Here is a 16,023-nt window from a genome sequence, read left to right on the forward strand (position 1 = left end):
GGTTCAGCCTTTCGTGCCACCGTCGGTCAGCCCGGAGATGAAGCCGCGCTGGTTGATCAGGAAGATGAGCAGAACGGGGATGCTGACAAGGATCGTGGCGGCCATCAAAGCGCCGTATTTGACGTTCCCAGAGGAGGTGAAGGTGGTGATGGCCAGCTGCACCGTGGTGCTGCGCTCCGATGTAGATACGACCAGCGGCCACAGGAAGTCGTCCCACACGCTGGTGAAGGAGAACACCGCGACCAGGGCGATGAGCGGCCGAGCCATCGGCAGGTATATCCGGGTGAAGATGCGCAGCTCGCTCGCCCCGTCGATCCGAGCAGCCTCGGCGAAGTCGCGGTCGAGGCTGGAGAAGTACTGCCGGGAGACGAAGATGTTCATCGTGCCGATCAGGTATGGGATCGCCAGGCCGCCCAGGCTGTCGAGCAGACCGCTCCCACCGTCGCCGAACACGTCGTTGCCACCGGCGAGCGGGAAGTTCTTCGCCATCAGGAAGAGCGGGATGAGCGTCACCGACACCGGGATGGCCGCGGTCGAGATGAGCGCGTAGAACACCACCTTGGCGCCCGGGAACGGAAGATGTGCGAAGGCGTAGCCTGCCAGCACCGCGATCAGGCAGTTGGTCAGAACCGCCAGGAGAGTGACGACCGCTGAGTTGACGAAGGCACGGCCGAGGTTGGCCGCCTGGACGGCGGCGACGAAGTTGTCCAGCGTCGGGTTGTCCGGGATGAGATGGACGGAGGCGAAAGCGTCCTCTTCCGGGGTGAACGCCAGGCTCACCATCCAGACGAAGGGCAGCAGAACAAGCGCCGTGGCAACCGCCAGAATGACGAAACGGTACGCGTTGCTTCGCGGTCTGTTCACGGCCGCCTCCCTTGGCCCAGACGGATGGCGACCACCGAGAGTCCCGCGATGAACGCGAACAACACGAACGCCATCGCTGAGGCGCTGCCCATCTGGTTGTACTGGAACGCCTCGGTGTAGATGAGGTAGTTCACCGTGGTAGTGCTGCCGACCGGTCCACCCTGGGTGAGGACATAGATCTCGGGGAAGCCCTGCGCCAGATAGATGATGTCCATCGCGATGACGTAGGTGAGCATCGGCCGGATGCCGGGCAGTGTCACAGCACGGAACTGCTGCCACGCGTTGGCGCCGTCGACGCGGGCCGCCTAATACAGATCGCGCTGCACGGTCTGCAGTCCGGCGAGCAGCAGAACCATGTTGCTGCCCAATGCTTTCCAGACGCGCATCGCCGACGCCGCGTTGAGCGCCGAGCCCTCCTGCAGCAGCCAGCTCTGGCTCGGCAGACCGAAGAAGTCGAAAACCTGGTTGACCAGGCCCTGATCGGAGTAGATCCACAGCCAGATCATGCTGACCGCAGTGAGTGAGACCACGTGCGGGACGTAGAGCGCGGTGCGGAAGAGGCCTACGCCGCGGAAGGCCCGATTGGCCAGCAGCGCCAACCCCATCGCGAGGACGACCGTGACCGGCAGCACCTGAAGCACGTAGCGGCCCGTGACGAGCAGCGCCTTACCGAACTCGGGGTCGTCGAGCAGCGAGCGGTAGTTGTCCAGACCCACGGGCTGCGGTCCGGACCGGCTGAGCGGATTGTATTTGGTGAAGCTGAGCACGAGTCCGTACACGACGGGCCCGAGCTGGGAGAAGGCTACGTACAGCGCGGCTGGAACGACGAAGAGCAGACCGCTCCGCGCCAGCCGCCGAGAGGCTCGCCGCGGCCGCTTGCGCGCCCGTGGTGCGCCGCCCGAGTCTCGGGCCGGGCGGCGCACCACGGAATCGTTGTCAAGAGCTTGCGGCAATGGTCTTGTCCACTTCAGCGTTTGCCTGAGTCAGTGCCTGGGAGGCGTCGACCTTGCCGTGCAGTACCTGCTCGATCTGCTTGCCGAGTGCGTCGCGCATCTGGACCCAGCCCGGAACGTTGGGATTCCCGTGTGCGTATTGGAGTGCCGCGACAGCCTTGGTGATCTCGGGGTCGGCCGTCACGTAAGGCGCGTTGATGGCCGAGGTGCGCACCGGCAGCACGCCCAACGCCTCGGCGTATTTGAGGCCCGTCTGAGCGTCGATCATGTACTGGATGAACTTCCAGCCCAAGTCCTGCTTGGCGCTGTCCTTGTTGATCATCAGGCCGTTGGCCGCGCCACCGAACGTCTGCGGCTTGTTGGACCCGAATCCGACCGGTGGCATGAGACGCAGGTCGCGGTCGGGTGCGGCGGTCTGGAACTTCTTGATGTCGCCCGCGCCGGCGAACTGCATCGATGCCTTGCCGGTCGCGATCGGCTGCTGCGCCTGGGGCGCGGTGTTCCAGGTGCCGCCCAACGTGTTGTCCACGGCAGCGGCGCCGCCATATAGAGACGCCTGATACTCCAGCGCCGCCACGGCTTCCGGCGTGGTGAGAGTCGCTTTGCTCCCATCGGAGCTGAGCAGCTCACCGCCGTTGGACCACATCAAGGTGGCGAATGTCTGCTGCGCACCGATGGCGTCGCTGGGCATGATCAGACCTGCGCGGGAGATCTTGCCGCCTGACCGCTGGGTGAGCTTGTCGGCGGCGGCCTTGACCTCCTCCCAGGTCTTGGGCGGCTGGTCCGGGTTCAGACCGGCATCCTTGAAATCCTTGCCGCTGTATACGAGCAGGCGAACCGTGGCCACGATCGGCATGATGTACTGCTTGCCGTTGACCCTGCCGCCGGTCAGCGCCACCTTCAGGTCGTCGCGGTCGGCGGCCGCCAGCTTGTCGACATAGGGGGTGAGATCGACGATCCGGTCGTTCTTCACCAGATCCGCCGTCGCGGCGATGCCATGGCCGAAGACGTCGGGCGCGGTGCCCGCGGCGAAGGCGGCGTTGAGTTTCGGGGACAGCTGCGTCCAGTCGACGTAGGTCACCTCGACGTCGGTGCCGGTCTCCTTTTCGAAGGCCGGCACGATGGTCTCCTTGACAAGCTTCATCTCGGCTTCGGAGTTGCCGGGGAACCAGACGCTGAGCTTCTTGTCGTCGTTCTGCTGCTTCGCGCTCGAAGAGCAGCCGGAAAGGAGCGCAGCCGCCAGACAGCCGGCTAAGGCCGCGGCGAGGATGTGTTTTCTCTTCACGTGGCGTCCTTCTCAAGAGTCGGGGCGGATCAGTCGGTGTCGCTGCGCCGTCGGCCGGCGCTTCTCGGCCGAGCGACGCGAGCACGCGGCGGGGGGACGAGTGTGGCTCCGTGTTCGAGCCGGCACGGGTAGTGCTCGTGGTCGTGCACGCCGCGCAATCCATCGATGACTTCGAGGAGCATTTCGACGGCGCGGGCACCGATGGCACGTCTCTGCACGCTGATGTGAGTCCAGTGATGGGTCGCGTTGCCGGCGGCGTCGATCGAGTCGAGCCCGACGACAGACAGCCGGCTCGGGATGCGGGTGCGCGTCTCGGCCGACAATCGAGCGAGTTCCTCAAGGTGGTAGGAGCTCTCCACGAACAGGACGGTGGCCCCGGAGGAGCAGACGGCGGAGAGCCAATCGCTGGTGAGCGCCTGCGGCTCGGCCACCGTCTCCTCGGTGATGGCGATGCCGGTTCGGGCGCAGAAGGTCCGGAACGCGTCGCGCCGTTCGACCCGTGGCTCGGACCGATCCGGCAGGCCGAGGTACGCGGCATGCCGGTGTCCCAGCTGGTAGGCCTGGTCGACCATGCTGCCGACGGCGGGAGTGTAGTCGGGCGTGATGTAGGGCATCAGGTCGGCGGCGCTCTCACGTCGGCCGATGAACACGAACGGGAATCCCTCTGCCGCCAGCCTCGCCAGCTCTTCGCCGTGCTGGTTGAAGCCGAGGATGACGGCGCCGTCGGCGATTCGCAGCCGGTTCTGCCCGCCGCGGTAGATGCTCTGGTCGCCCTCACGCTGGTGGACCGAGGTGAACAACACCAGGTCCTGTCCGGCCCGGATGGCCTGATCCTCGATGCCCACCATGAACTCGTCGTAGTAGGTGCCCTTGTTGGGAAACAGCGGTTCGAAGGTGTGGACACCGATGAGGCCGTTGCGACCGCCGCGCAGCGCCTGAGCGGTGACGTTGGGGACGTAACCGAGCTGACGCATGGCATCCAGCACCTTGCGCTCGGTCTCCTTCGTGAGGCCGTGCTCGGCGGTCTTGCCGTTCAGGATCAGCGACACGGCTGTCTGAGAGACACCGGCCAGCCTGGCGATGTCCCGTTGCCGTGGCCGTCCAGTCATCTCGATAATCCTTCCTAATTCGAATTAGGCAGAAGCTAGCCCTCCGGCTATGCGGAGTCAAGAGGCCCCCACGTGAAATTCAGGATCACTCGCCATCGGACCTTCTAATTTGTATTAGTGAGCGCAGCATCTTGACACGCGCCCACGCTGGGGACTGAAACTGGCCGACATGACTTCTCGACTGTCCCGGCGTCGCTTCCTCGGATACTCCGGCGCAGGCACCACCGCCGTCCTGCTCGGCACCGGTCTATGGGATACCGCGAGCGCATCGGCCAAGGGCATCAAGGATTACCCGTTCACCCTCGGCGTCGCCTCTGGTGACCCCACATCGGACAGTGTCGTGCTGTGGACCCGGCTGGCCGTCGACGCGCTCGCGCCCGACGGCAAGAGTGGTATGCCGGACCAGACCGTCCCGGTGCAATACCAGGTCGCCACCGACGAGAACTTCACCGAGGTGGTCCGAGCGGGAGTCGCCTTCGCCACACCGCAACTGGGCCATTCGGTTCACCCGGAAATCTACGGCTTGGAGCCGGGACGCCATTACTGGTACCGGTTCCGGGTCGGCAGCAACGTGTCGCCCGTCGGCCGAACCCGTACCGCACCGGCGCCCGACAGCATGCCCGCGCAGCTTCAGTTCGCCGTGGCGTCCTGCCAGAGTTACGAGGGCGGTCACTACACCGCCTACCAGCACATGGCGGAGGAAGACCTCGACCTCGTGCTTCATCTAGGCGACTACATCTACGAAACGTCCTATGTCGCGGATCCCCGGCTCCACAACGGCGACCCGCTCCCGGACCATCTGCACACCGAGTGCTTCGATCTGAACCAGTACCGGATGCAATACGCCCTCTACAAGTCAGACGTCCACCTGCAGGCCGCCCACGCGCTGTGCCCCTGGATCACTACCTTCGACGACCACGAGGTCGTCGACGACTGGCGGTCCGACACCCACGCCGGCGAGGATCCCGCGACGTTCCGGCAACGCAAAGCGGATGCGTACCAAGCCATGTACGAGAACCTGCCACTGCGGCACACGCAGATGCCGTCAGGCCCGGACATCCGCATCCACCGGCGGCTCAGCTACGGCAGCCTCGCCGACTTCACCATGCTCGACACCCGGCAGTGGCGCTCGGCCCACGTCGGCCGGTTCGACCCCAACGCCACCATGCTCGGCGGCACGCAGCGTGACTGGTTGCTCGACGGGTTCTCGTCGTCGACAGGCCGCTGGCAGATCATCGGCAATCAGCAGCCGATGGGGCAGGTCGACCGCGATCCCGACCCCGACGTCATCCGGGTCTTCGAGGCTTGGGATGCCTACGCCGTAGAGCGCGAACTAGTTCTGACGGAAGCGCACAACCGCGGCGTGGACAACCTTGTCGTCGTCACCGGCGACCGGCACAGCAATTACTTCCTCGACCTCAAGGCCGACTACGACGATCCGGAGTCGCCCGTCGTCGGTGTGGAGATCGTCGGCACCTCGATCAGCTCCGCGAAAGACGGTGCTGACATGCTTCCGGTCGGCGAGGTCTACCTGCAAGCCAACCCGCACATGCACTTCTGCAACTTCCAACGCGGCTACAACCGGGTCACCGTCACGCCGCAGGAACTGCGCAGCGACTTCCGAGTGGTGCCATACATCTCCACCCCGGACGCCCCGATCACCACCAGAGCGACGTTCGTGGTGGAAAACGGGCACCCGGGAGGCGTCCGTGCCTGATCCGCACGACCTCATCGACGCGCTGGTCCCGCTGCCGGCGATGTGCCGGCAGCGGCCCGGTGTCTTCCGCGTCGGCGCAAGTACCGCCATCGGCGCCGACGGAGCCTCCCGCACTGCAGCCTGGCTGCTGCACGACATCCTTGGCCGCGCAGGCTTCCGGGTTCCCGTGGTGGCCGAGTCGGACCCAGCGGCCACGATCGTCCTGTCGATAAGACCAGCGGCTACTGACGGCTCGCCCGAAGGCTATGAGATCGCGGTCGAAGACCATCTGGTACGCCTGACCGGCAACGCGGTCGAGGGCCTGGCACGAGCGGTTCAGACCCTGCGTCAGATGCTGGCGCCCGCAGCTCTGCGGCAGGCGAACGGCGCTGTCGAACCGATCGCGATCGGCTGCTGCGACATCGCCGACTCGCCGCGATACTCCTGGCGTGGGGTCCACCTGGACGTCGCACGGCACTTCATGCCCAAGTCGTTCATTCTCAAGCTCCTGGATCTCGCGGCGCTGCATCGGCTCAACGTGCTGCATCTGCATCTCACCGACGACCAGGGCTGGCGGCTGGACATCCCGTCCTTCCCCGGGCTGGCGGAGATCGGCTCGTGGCGCGCCGAAACTCTGATCGGACACAACGGCGGCAGCGAATTCGACGGAACACCCCACGGCGGTTACTACACGCACGACGACCTTCGGGAGATCGTCGCCTACGCAGCGCAGAGATCCATCACCGTCGTGCCGGAAATCGACCTGCCCGGTCATGTCCAGGCCGCGCTCGCGGCCTACCCGGAGCTCGGCAACACCGGCCGCCCCTTGGGCGTACGCACGCGCTGGGGGATCTCCGACGATGTCCTGGCCCCCACCGAGCAAGCCCTCGCCTTCGCCCGGACGGTGGTAGACGTCGTCGCCGAGGTCTTCCCCGGTCCATGGCTGCACCTCGGTGGCGACGAATGCCCTCGGACACAGTGGCACAGCAGCCCGAAGGCGAGGAGCCGCGCCGAGCAACTCGGCCTGAGCTCGGTCGAGGACTTACAGAGCTGGTTCATGCGCACCGTGCATGCGCACGCGGTGAGTCTGGGCAAGCGAGTCGTCGGGTGGGACGAGGTCGTCGACGACGGCGGCATGCCTGCCGACACCCTCGTGATGGCGTGGCGAAGCATGAATCACGGGCTGGCGGCGATGCGGGCCGGCCACGACGTCGTCATGTGCCCCAAGCAGCGGACATACTTCGACTACTACCAGGCCGAGGAAACAGACGAACCGTTGGCCATCGGCGGTTTGACGCGCATCGAGGATGTGGCCGCGTGGGACCCGGACCCGACCGGCCCCGACGACCTCACCGGCCGGGTGCTCGGGGTGCAGGGACAGCTGTGGACCGAGTACCTGCCCACCCCCGAGGCGGTCGAGTACATGGCGTTTCCTCGGCTGAGCGCCCTCGCCGAGGTGGGCTGGACTCCGGCGGCGCGCCGCGACCAGGCTGGGCTTGTCCGCCGCCTCGGCGCCCACCTGCGCCGGCTCGAAGCGCTCGACGTGAACTACCGGCCGCTGGAGGGACCGCGGCCATGGCAGCGTGGTGGCACCGGCGCCCGGCGCCGGATCTGATCGATCAAGAGTCGCTACCGTGGACCGAAAGGATGATCTAGAGGTGAGGACGCCCGACATGGCCACTTCCGCGAGTCCCAACGTACTGCTGATCATGGTCGATCAGTGGCGCGGTGACTGCCTGAGCGCGGCCGGCCATCCGGTCGTCCAAACCCCTTTCCTCGATCGGCTGGCTCTGTCCGGCGCCCGGTTCGACCGCGCGTACTCCGCCGCCCCCACCTGCATTCCCGCCCGGGTTTCGCTCATGACCGGACTTGGACAAGTCACCCACGGGCGAGTCGGATACCAGGACTACGTACCGTGGGACTACCCGATCACTCTGGCGGGCGAGTTCACCCGGCACGGCTACCAGACGCAGGCCGTCGGCAAGATGCACTTCTACCCCGAACGATCACAGCAGGGGTTTCAGAACGTGATCCTGCACAGCCCGACAGGGATCATCCGGATGGCCCGCCAGCACGGCATCGACCCAGACCAGGTGGACGACTACCTCCCCTGGTTGCGGCAGCAACTCGGCCGCGACGCGACATTCTTCGACAACGGCGTGGACAGCAACTCATACGTCGCCCGGCCATGGGACAAGCCGGAGCATGTTCACCCGACCAATTTCGTCGCCACCCAGGCCGCTGACTTCCTCCGGCGCCGCGACACGGACAAACCGTTCCTACTCTTCACGTCCTTCAACGCGCCGCATCCCCCCTACGATCCGCCCTCGTGGGCGATGGAGCAGTATCTCGACGCGCCTATGCCCCCGCCGCCGATCGGCGACTGGGTAGACGCGTTCAGCGCCTTCGACAATCCTCGCGACCCGGCCACGTTCGTCGGTGACATCGGTACGCGGCTCCTGCACCGCGCACAAGCGGCCTACTACGGCCACATGTCACATGTGGATCAACAGATCAACTATCTGCTGGAGACGCTGGCCCATTACGGCGTACGCGACAACACCTACGTGTGTTTCCTGGCCGACCACGGCGAGATGCTCGGCGACCATCACCTGTTCCGCAAAGGCTTCCCCTATGAGGGCTCGGCACGCATACCGCTCCTGCTGACAGGGCCGGGAATCCGGCCGACCGTGAACGATGACAGTGTGGTCGAATTGCGCGACGTCATGCCTACCCTGCTGGAGTGCGCCGGCCTACCGATCCCCGAACACGTCGAGGGCCGTAGCTTCCTGCCCCTCGCTCGTGGCGAGCACACCGAGTGGCGCGAGATCTTGCACGGCGAACACACGTTGCTCGGCCAGTCGCTGCAGTGGCTGACGGACGGCCGGATGAAGTACATCTGGCACAGCAGCACCGGCCGTGAACAGCTGTTCGACCTGCGAAATGATCCGTCGGAACTTCGCGACATTGCCCACGACGAGGCCCGGACACGACCCTGGCGGGCGGAACTGATCAAGGTATTGACGGGTCGTGAGGAGGGTTTCACGGACGGTGCCCGGCTGGTCCCCGGCCGGCCGGTCAGCCCGATGCTGGCCCACCTGCGTGACCGGCTGAGGTAAGGACCGCACCGTGCGGCCGGCCGTCCCGGTCCCGGCGCGACCCGTCGGCGCGGTCATCGGGCGGAGGGATGCAGGTCAGGCGGCGCAACGGAATCCGGTGTGGCCAGTGGTGGAGTCCGGTGTCGTCGTGGTCCGGGCGGCCACCCGGTAGCGGTTGCAGTACGACTCGTGGCAGAGATACGAGCCACCTCGTATCACCCGTCCCTCGCCGCTCTCCGGGCCCCGCGGATTCAGCCGCCGCTCCGGCGATTCGGCGACGTGCCAATCGCGGCTGAACCAATCCGAGCACCATTCCCAGACATTGCCCGAGGTGTTGAACAGCCCGAACCCGTTAGGCCGGAAGGCATCCACCGGGGCAGTGCCCACATGCCCGTCAGCACCGGTGTTCTGCCGCGGGAAGACGCCCTGCCATGTATTGCATCGATGCTGCCCGTGCGGCATGAAGTCGTCGCCCCACGGAAAACGCGCGCGATCCAGGCCGCCACGTGCCGCCTTCTCCCACTCCGCCTCGGTCGGCAGCCGCTTACCCACCCACTGCGCGAAGGCATCGGCATCGTTCCACGACACATGCACCACCGGATGATTCGACCGGCGCTGCACGTCCGAGCCTGGCCCTTCCGGCGCCCGCCAGTACGCGCCTTCGACCGGCAGCCACCACGGCGCCGACGGCACATGGGCGTCCAGCACGTTGCCGCGCGCCTCGTTGGCGACGAACTGGTGGAAGACGAACGACCAGCCGAACCGCTCGGCCTCAGTGACGTAGCCGGTGCGCTTCACGAACGTGGCGAACTGCGCGTTGGTGACCGCCTTGGGATCGATGTAGAACGAGTCGACGGTCACCTCGCGGATCGGACCCTCGCCATCGTCAGGAAAGGTGTCGTCGTCCTGACTGCCCATCCAGAATGCGCCGCCGGAGATGAACACCATTCCGCGACGCACGTCCTTGAGATCGCGTCGCGGCGCCTGGATTTCCATGGGCGCGATTGCGTCGCGTACGCCGCCGGGCGTGCAGCAATCCTTCGTCATGCGAGTCGTCATCCCGTCCGCGAATGTCGTCAAGGTGGCTTCAATGAATCTTGGCAGAAGGACCTTCTCGACGTGGCGCGGCATGGCTCCAGCGGCGAATGCCATCAGCACGTCGTGGGTTCGCGCAGGGCTGGAGATAGCCCCGTGCGTAGAGGTCTGCGCGGGGACGCCGTCCGCGACGCATCCGGTCGCATCGGACGATTCGAGGCGGCGGCGGGAGATCCGGCCGGCCTGGCCGATACAACCGGGCGCAGCGGGCTTCCTCGGGCATACGATCTTGTGCGTCAACGCGTACCTGACTCTGTTGCAGAATCCGTGTGCCGACCGCGTCCGGGTGAGGCGACGGGCACCGCGCAAGCAAGGAGAAGAACGTGCCACGCAACCAGCAAGTGGCGGTATACCCGTTTCTCGCTGAGATGTACCAGGACGACTATTACCCGGATCATGTCGTCGACCTGGGCAAGGCGATCCTGGTCCGGATGTGTGACCGCATCGAAGCCGAACAGCCCGCGGACCTTGCCGCGCTCTACGTGATCACGCACGCGGCGACCGAGGAGTTCAACGAGCTTGAGGAAGTTTTCGACCAGGCGGGCAGCGAGATCGAGACCGTTGCCCGCGACGCGATCGGCACGGACTTCCACTTCATCGCAACGGCCTACGGATTCGCTGACGCCGACGTCGAAGAACTGATCTCCACCCGCGACTGGTGACCACGCGACGCCCCAAAGTCAATGGGCTCGCTGCACCGTTCGAGATTGAGGATGGTTCGGACGTGTCGCCGTGGCGCGCGGGGGGTCTCAGCCCTCGGCCTCAAGCCGCACGTCGGCATCTTGCGCAACCCGATCAAGCAGGTCGTCGAGGTTAATGAAGGCCTGCCCGCTCTCTCGCCAGAGACATCGCAGATTCGCTGAACAGCGGCGTGCGTGTTCGATGCTGATCGCAACGGAGATCCAACGTTCGTTGACCGAACATCGCCAGGCATGCAGCTCAGCCGAACGCGAGCTCATGCCCGACTGACGAGCACAATTTCGTTGCCTTCGGGGTCGGCGACCCGCCAGCGATCCTTCGACTCGTCAAGGAGCCGGCCACCGGCTGCGATGGTCGCGGCGAGGCGCGTCTGCGAGAGGTCCGTCGGTACTGCGAGCTCGAAGTGGATGCGGTTGCGCTGCTGGCGCCGCTGCGTCTCCGATGCGTCGAGCTGTTGGAACACCAGCACTGGGTTCAGCCGCCGCGGATCGTGAATATCGGTAACCCCGGCTCGCCGGTCGTGGGTGTATCCGAGTGCGGCGACCCAGAACGCGCGTACTGCGGCGACGTCGGCGGCGTCGAGGAAGAGCTGAGCGAAGCGCGGCAGCCTCAGATCCGCAGTGGCACCGAGTTCGCGGGCAGCAGTCTGGAGGTTTGCGGCGAAGTCAGTAAAGTCGAGCTCGAGGCCGTGGGCGTCGTCTCCCCACTGGTCCTTACCACTGTCGATGATCATGAGCCCGGGGCGCAGGTCGACCAGCAGCGGGAAGCCCGCATTGGAGGCCAGCGCCGCTGCCGCGGAGGCCAGCTCGCCCTGCTGCGTCGGCGATGTGGTGCGGTAACACGCCATCGCGCTGAACACCACCTGCCAGTCGGCTGTCTCACTCCTCTCGCCGAGTGCCGCGCCCGGCACCAGGTCGACCTCGTTACCGTCGGGGTCGCTGTGACAGACCCCGAACGGTCCCGATGCCTCACCAAGACCCGCCTGCTCGACCGCCGCGGCTGGCCGCACCACGTCGAGGTGGATACGGTTTCGCAATGGCCGCGGCTCGGTCGACCGCCGGATCCGTACCTCGGGGTCGCGGCGCAACGGATCCGCCAAACCTCCGTCCTCCCCCGGCGCGTAGTCGAGCACGCGCTGCCAGAAAGGCTTCATCACAGACGGGTTCGCGGACTCGATCACAACGCTCAGGTGCTGCAGCGCTACAGGGTTTGCGGCCAGCCCAAGATCCCGAGCGGCCGCCGAAACCGCCTCGGCGTGCTCGTCTGAGGCCAGTCGCACCCGCATGCCTGTCGCACGTAGGTCGACCACGATCTCGGCCGATAGCTCCGCGATACGCCTGGCCAGCGCGGCCCCCTCGATCAACGACGGCGCGTCAAACCATGCCGTCGCAACGCCATCGACTACCCGCCAATCCACTCCGATCGCTGTCATGTCCGGCACTGTACAGCTTATTTCGGACAATATTCTCCCGGACAGTGATCATGTCTCGCGAGCCCTGAGGCGCGTACGCCACCTCCACCGGACGCAGCAGGCAGTGGAGCTTGCGGTCCTCCGGCGCAGATGCGGTCCACCCTCGCTGAAGCGGAAACGTTCTCTCCCCGTGCCTGTTCAGGTCCAGGTCTTATAATTGCCTGAGCAGCGATTTCTGCCACGCTGGGCCGACTGTTTCACTGGCGCGTATTCATTCCGGCGAGCCGGACTCGACGCCGGATGATGCCCGATGCGTATCCCGGGACGGGAGAAGAAGATGAAAGAGTATAAGTACGTCTGTGAAGACGACAACACTCTCATGGCATCCAACGATGAAGCGGAATTCCTAGAGGCATTGAAGGCGCACCTCGCTCAGCATGACATGGCCGGGGTGACGCTGAACGACGCAGCTCAGCAGGTCCTGGACAAGGTCAAGAAGGAAATGAATATGGCCTAATTATCCGCAGCAAGACTTTTTTGCGAGGCGGGTCAGGGGTTGCCTGCAGCGGGTCGTTCCTAGCATGAAGACATGTGTCGGCCCAGGCAGTGATGCACCTCGGGCCTGCCTTCTCGCTGTCGCGGGTCATTCTGGTGCAAGCAAGCGGGGCTCGCTATGGCCTCGATGAGCCGTCAGTGATGGCTCGTTTGTTAGTGAGCTTTGCCTGGCCAGATTGAGGCCGACATGGGCCCACAACGTTCGCCAGTGCACCTTGAGCGGTGGTAGTGGACGGGCCGGCACTGACCAGCTGTGGGATACTCCGGATCATGGGGCAACTGTGGACGCTCCGTCCCGCGACGGCAGAGGATGCGCAGTGGCTCGCCGACCTCAAGGCACTGGCCATGCGCCCGGATCTGGAGCGATTGGGACTGTGGGATCGGGACTGGGCTCGGCAACGGTTCCTGGATTCATTCGTCCCCACGAACACCGACGTGATCGAGATCGATGGCAGTCCGGTGGGTGTCATCGCCGTCCGGCCTGAGCGCGATGCGCAATGGATAGAGCACTTCTACCTGCATCCATCGGTGCACGGTCGCGGCATCGGCGAGCAGGTCCTGCGTCAGGTCATGGACGCCCATCGGGACGCCAGACGCTTCCGGCTCGCCATCGATCGGGGCAGCAAGGCGCGTCGGCTGTACGAACGGCTTGGCTTTGTCCATGAGTACGACGACAGCAACGGCGTCGACCAAGTGTTCAGCGCCCAAGGCAACTGACCCAAGAGCCCACTCATGCACATAATCCTGCGGGATCGCCTGGCGGGACCGTGAATGGATCGTGATTTCCCAGATGCCGCGGAGTGTGTCAGCGGCGTGAAGCCGATCCCTACCGAGTCCCCGTGCCGGGTCTGATGCCTGGTATCCATCCGGTGCCATTGCGCAGCGACGCATCCTCGGCCAGGTCGAACAGCCGAAGATCGGTGGCCGTCGCCACCATCACCACAAAGTCATTGGGATCGCTGCACGTCCGAGCGTGAGGATGGTTCGGACGGGTCGCCGTGGCGCGCGTGGGCTCTCAGCCATCGGCGGCAACCGGGTAATGGCTCTGGAACGCCAGCCGTGCGTCGGCGCCTTGCGCAATCTGGTCAAGCAGGTCGTCGAGGTTCATGAAGACCTGCCAGCGGCTCTCGCCAGAGACATCGCAGATTCGCTGAACGATGCGGTCTTCGAGGTCCGGTACCCGTTTGGCCTTCCAGATCTTGTCGGCGAGGCTGACGAGGAGGTCCTCGGTGCTGACGTCGGGCGCGGCCCATGTTCCGTGATTGGCTGCGAAGCGGGCCCGCCGGGGCTCGACGCCCGATTCGACGAGCAGCTCGTACCCTGCCAACTCATGCCGGGTGCCCGGCTGCGACAGCTCGGCGACGTGGATCGTCTTGCCGATGTCGTGCGTCGCCGCGCCGAACAGCACCTCTTCCCGGTCGAACCGCAGCACTGGACAAAGGTTGGTGATCTCTTCGGTGAGCTGCCACGCCACGTCGTGCACCGCACGCAGATGCGCCGCCAGTCTCGGCGGCGCGGCGAGGTTTCGTAGCAAGGCGGCGGCGTCTTCCGGCAATGGCCGCACTGGCACGGCGTCGGTGAGTGCTCGATCGAGTAGGGCGCGGTTCACGGGGCCACGGTAGCCGTAAGCGCCTGGGGTTCCCACCTCGAACACGATGTGCTCGGAGGTCATCGGCACCACGCCGACATCTGGTCGGAACGGCAGGGCGTTTCACTGAGGTCGAGAAGAGGGCGCTCGGTCACTGCCTCACAACGCGGCCGGCCCTGCCTGGAGCGATCGAGACTACGCCTCGGTACCAGCGAGATCCTCGGCGAGCGCCGCCAGCGCCGCGTCGTACTGGTCGCGGTCGAACAGGATCGGTCCGAACGTCGTGTAGTCGCGGGTCGGGCGATGGGGCTGCTCGAAGTCGTTCCATACGACCAGGTTCCCGGTCGGCGTGATCCGGGTCATGAGCGGCCAACAGCCCACCTCGCCGCATTCGCAGGCGAGCACCGCCGTCTTTGGCCCAAGTCCGGGGTTCTCCTTGCCCAGGAAGTGTTCGTCGAGCGGGCCATACCGGTAGAAGGCGGGAATGATTCCGCCGTAGGCGCCGCCGGCAGGGCGCATGCCAGCGTCGATCTCGAAGCGGTCGATCAGGTCGAGTAGCGATCGGCCGTCGAGGGTGGGCACGATTTCGTGGACGCGCCGGTCGACGAGCCAGCGGACGGTGAACGCGATGACGCGCAGGCCCATGCTCACAACTGTTCCGAGTTCGGGCGGTGCTCGACGACCGCAGCTGGATCAAGTCGGACGTCATGCCAACTGACCCAGCAGTCGGATTGCTCTGTGGCGATCTCAGCCCCGCAGCCGGCGCAGACCAGATTCGGGCCGTCACATCCGTCGAGACGGCAGCAGCCGTTCAACCGCCGCCGGTCAGGATGCAGGCTCAGCCCGCGGATATCGCCGGGGTGGACGACAATCGTCAACGCGGGCCCGGCCGGCACCAACAGCGTCTGATTTTCGGACGTCGGCTCGGAAGGCTGCTCGAACCGGTCGGGATCACGGGCGAAGGCACCTGGCGGCATCCGAGACGGCGCAGGGCCGCTGCCGTGGTGAACGGCGGGCTCGTCGACGAACGGTATCTCCCTCAGGACTGCCGTCACCGCCGCTCCGCAGTTGCTGCAGGTGAACACCGTCATGACGGGATAGATATTAGATCGGACAGCCGCGCCGGGAGCACCGAAGAAATCACGCCGCACGCCAGGCGTCGGTGACGCAAGCCGTCTCGGAATACCACCAGCCGTCCTCGACGCCGCGGTCGAGCAGCGACTTGATCCCGGTCAGGTCGGCTCCGACGGGGATGTCGAGGGCTACCAGCGGCAGCTCCTTGCTGTACGCCTCACCGCCGAGATTCCATGGGGCGAAGCATCGGTGGACCGCCTCGGCGCTGGGACCGAGCGGCCCGGCGGGCGTCGGCAGCACCCGGACGGTGCAGTGGCCGGAGGTCGCTACGCGCCCGCTCGCCCACCTTGTGGAGTCCTCACCGACCGTGTAATTCAGCACGTCGCCGAACGCGATGCCGTTGGCCAGGAACGGGATACTGCGGACGCGGGCGGTGTGCCCGTCGAGAGGTTCGGCCCACAATCCCTCTGTGTCGTACGGGAGCCAGCCATCGCGGGGCACGAACTTGATCCAGATCTTGATCAGGTCCGTGTCGGCTTCATCGAGGCGATCGGGGCGCATGACGTCCATGATCTCTTACGACTCCCCTGCCCCGA

The 16,023-nt window shown here is 65.7% G+C and carries 16 protein-coding genes and 1 pseudogene; 6 read left to right on the forward strand and 11 right to left on the reverse strand.

Annotated elements, in window-relative coordinates; translation table 11 throughout:
- Positions 1–3 precede the first annotated feature (3 nt).
- The 5 genes and pseudogenes from AB0M47_RS06925 to AB0M47_RS06945 all read right to left on the reverse strand — a co-directional run bounded on the left by AB0M47_RS06925 (position 4) and on the right by AB0M47_RS06945 (position 4,211).
- The gene (locus AB0M47_RS06925; RefSeq protein WP_363409640.1) at positions 4–864 is read right to left on the reverse strand and encodes a carbohydrate ABC transporter permease; all 861 of its coding nucleotides are present in this window, start codon (positions 862–864) and stop codon (positions 4–6) included.
- A pseudogene (locus AB0M47_RS06930) lies at positions 861–1,157 on the reverse strand (sugar ABC transporter permease); the annotation flags it as partial. The pseudogene AB0M47_RS06930 and the gene AB0M47_RS06925, both read right to left, overlap by 4 nt.
- Before the next feature lie 12 nt (positions 1,158–1,169).
- Positions 1,170–1,787 carry a sugar ABC transporter permease gene (locus tag AB0M47_RS06935; RefSeq protein WP_363409643.1) on the reverse strand — a complete coding sequence of 206 codons (618 nt, stop codon included), beginning with the start codon at positions 1,785–1,787 and terminating at the stop codon, positions 1,170–1,172.
- A gap of 13 nt (positions 1,788–1,800) precedes the next feature.
- Positions 1,801–2,961 carry an ABC transporter substrate-binding protein gene (locus AB0M47_RS06940; protein ID WP_363409717.1) on the reverse strand — a complete coding sequence of 387 codons (1,161 nt, stop codon included), beginning with the start codon at positions 2,959–2,961 and terminating at the stop codon, positions 1,801–1,803.
- Between the two features lie 170 nt (positions 2,962–3,131).
- On the reverse strand, positions 3,132–4,211 hold the full coding sequence (locus AB0M47_RS06945; RefSeq protein WP_363409646.1) for a LacI family DNA-binding transcriptional regulator: 1,080 nt from the start codon (positions 4,209–4,211) through the stop codon (positions 3,132–3,134).
- 169 nt (positions 4,212–4,380) lie between these two features.
- Between AB0M47_RS06945 and AB0M47_RS06950 the strand changes: the two genes are divergently transcribed.
- From AB0M47_RS06950 to AB0M47_RS06960, 3 genes are read left to right on the forward strand one after another with little or no spacing between them, the layout of a single operon-like run.
- Positions 4,381–5,928, forward strand: a complete 1,548-nt coding sequence (locus tag AB0M47_RS06950; RefSeq protein WP_363409649.1) for an alkaline phosphatase D family protein — start codon at positions 4,381–4,383, stop codon at positions 5,926–5,928.
- Positions 5,921–7,522: a beta-N-acetylhexosaminidase gene (locus AB0M47_RS06955; RefSeq protein ID WP_363409652.1), complete on the forward strand. Its 1,602-nt coding sequence runs from the start codon at positions 5,921–5,923 to the stop codon at positions 7,520–7,522. Before AB0M47_RS06950 ends, AB0M47_RS06955 begins: the two co-directional genes overlap by 8 nt.
- A 58-nt stretch (positions 7,523–7,580) precedes the next feature.
- Complete coding sequence (locus tag AB0M47_RS06960; RefSeq protein ID WP_363409655.1) at positions 7,581–9,026, forward strand: arylsulfatase; 1,446 nt, start codon at positions 7,581–7,583, stop codon at positions 9,024–9,026.
- Positions 9,027–9,101: 75 nt separating this feature from the next.
- Here the strand turns inward: AB0M47_RS06960 and AB0M47_RS06965 are convergent, their stop codons facing one another.
- Positions 9,102–10,001 (reverse strand): formylglycine-generating enzyme family protein, encoded by a 900-nt coding sequence (locus AB0M47_RS06965; protein ID WP_363409720.1) that lies wholly within the window; start codon positions 9,999–10,001, stop codon positions 9,102–9,104.
- A 422-nt stretch (positions 10,002–10,423) separates the two neighbouring features.
- Between AB0M47_RS06965 and AB0M47_RS06970 the strand changes: the two genes are divergently transcribed.
- Positions 10,424–10,762: a DUF5713 family protein gene (locus AB0M47_RS06970; protein ID WP_363409658.1), complete on the forward strand. Its 339-nt coding sequence runs from the start codon at positions 10,424–10,426 to the stop codon at positions 10,760–10,762.
- 293 nt (positions 10,763–11,055) lie between these two features.
- Here AB0M47_RS06970 and AB0M47_RS06975 read toward each other — a convergent pair whose 3' ends face one another.
- Positions 11,056–12,231: a VOC family protein gene (locus AB0M47_RS06975; RefSeq protein ID WP_363409661.1), complete on the reverse strand. Its 1,176-nt coding sequence runs from the start codon at positions 12,229–12,231 to the stop codon at positions 11,056–11,058.
- Positions 12,232–12,547: 316 nt separating this feature from the next.
- Here AB0M47_RS06975 and AB0M47_RS06980 point away from each other — a divergent pair, with 316 nt between their 5' ends.
- Entirely contained in the window at positions 12,548–12,727 is a 180-nt protein-coding gene (locus AB0M47_RS06980) for a hypothetical protein (RefSeq protein WP_363409664.1), read from the forward strand.
- A 308-nt stretch (positions 12,728–13,035) separates the two neighbouring features.
- Positions 13,036–13,482: a GNAT family N-acetyltransferase gene (locus tag AB0M47_RS06985; RefSeq protein ID WP_363409667.1), complete on the forward strand. Its 447-nt coding sequence runs from the start codon at positions 13,036–13,038 to the stop codon at positions 13,480–13,482.
- Between the two features lie 298 nt (positions 13,483–13,780).
- Here the strand turns inward: AB0M47_RS06985 and AB0M47_RS06990 are convergent, their stop codons facing one another.
- The 4 genes from AB0M47_RS06990 to AB0M47_RS07005 all read right to left on the reverse strand — a co-directional run bounded on the left by AB0M47_RS06990 (position 13,781) and on the right by AB0M47_RS07005 (position 15,988).
- A complete protein-coding gene (locus AB0M47_RS06990) occupies positions 13,781–14,437 on the reverse strand; it encodes an HD domain-containing protein (protein WP_363409723.1) in 657 nt (218 codons plus the stop codon).
- Positions 14,438–14,548: 111 nt separating this feature from the next.
- Positions 14,549–14,998: a hypothetical protein gene (locus tag AB0M47_RS06995; protein ID WP_363409670.1), complete on the reverse strand. Its 450-nt coding sequence runs from the start codon at positions 14,996–14,998 to the stop codon at positions 14,549–14,551.
- A gap of 2 nt (positions 14,999–15,000) precedes the next feature.
- Positions 15,001–15,444: a hypothetical protein gene (locus AB0M47_RS07000; RefSeq protein WP_363409673.1), complete on the reverse strand. Its 444-nt coding sequence runs from the start codon at positions 15,442–15,444 to the stop codon at positions 15,001–15,003.
- Between the two features lie 49 nt (positions 15,445–15,493).
- Positions 15,494–15,988 (reverse strand): DUF4265 domain-containing protein, encoded by a 495-nt coding sequence (locus AB0M47_RS07005; protein WP_363409676.1) that lies wholly within the window; start codon positions 15,986–15,988, stop codon positions 15,494–15,496.
- Between the last annotated feature and the right edge of the window lie 35 nt (positions 15,989–16,023).

It is taken from the genome of Hamadaea sp. NPDC051192, from assembly GCF_040682475.1.
GTDB lineage: Bacteria > Actinomycetota > Actinomycetes > Mycobacteriales > Micromonosporaceae > Hamadaea > Hamadaea flava.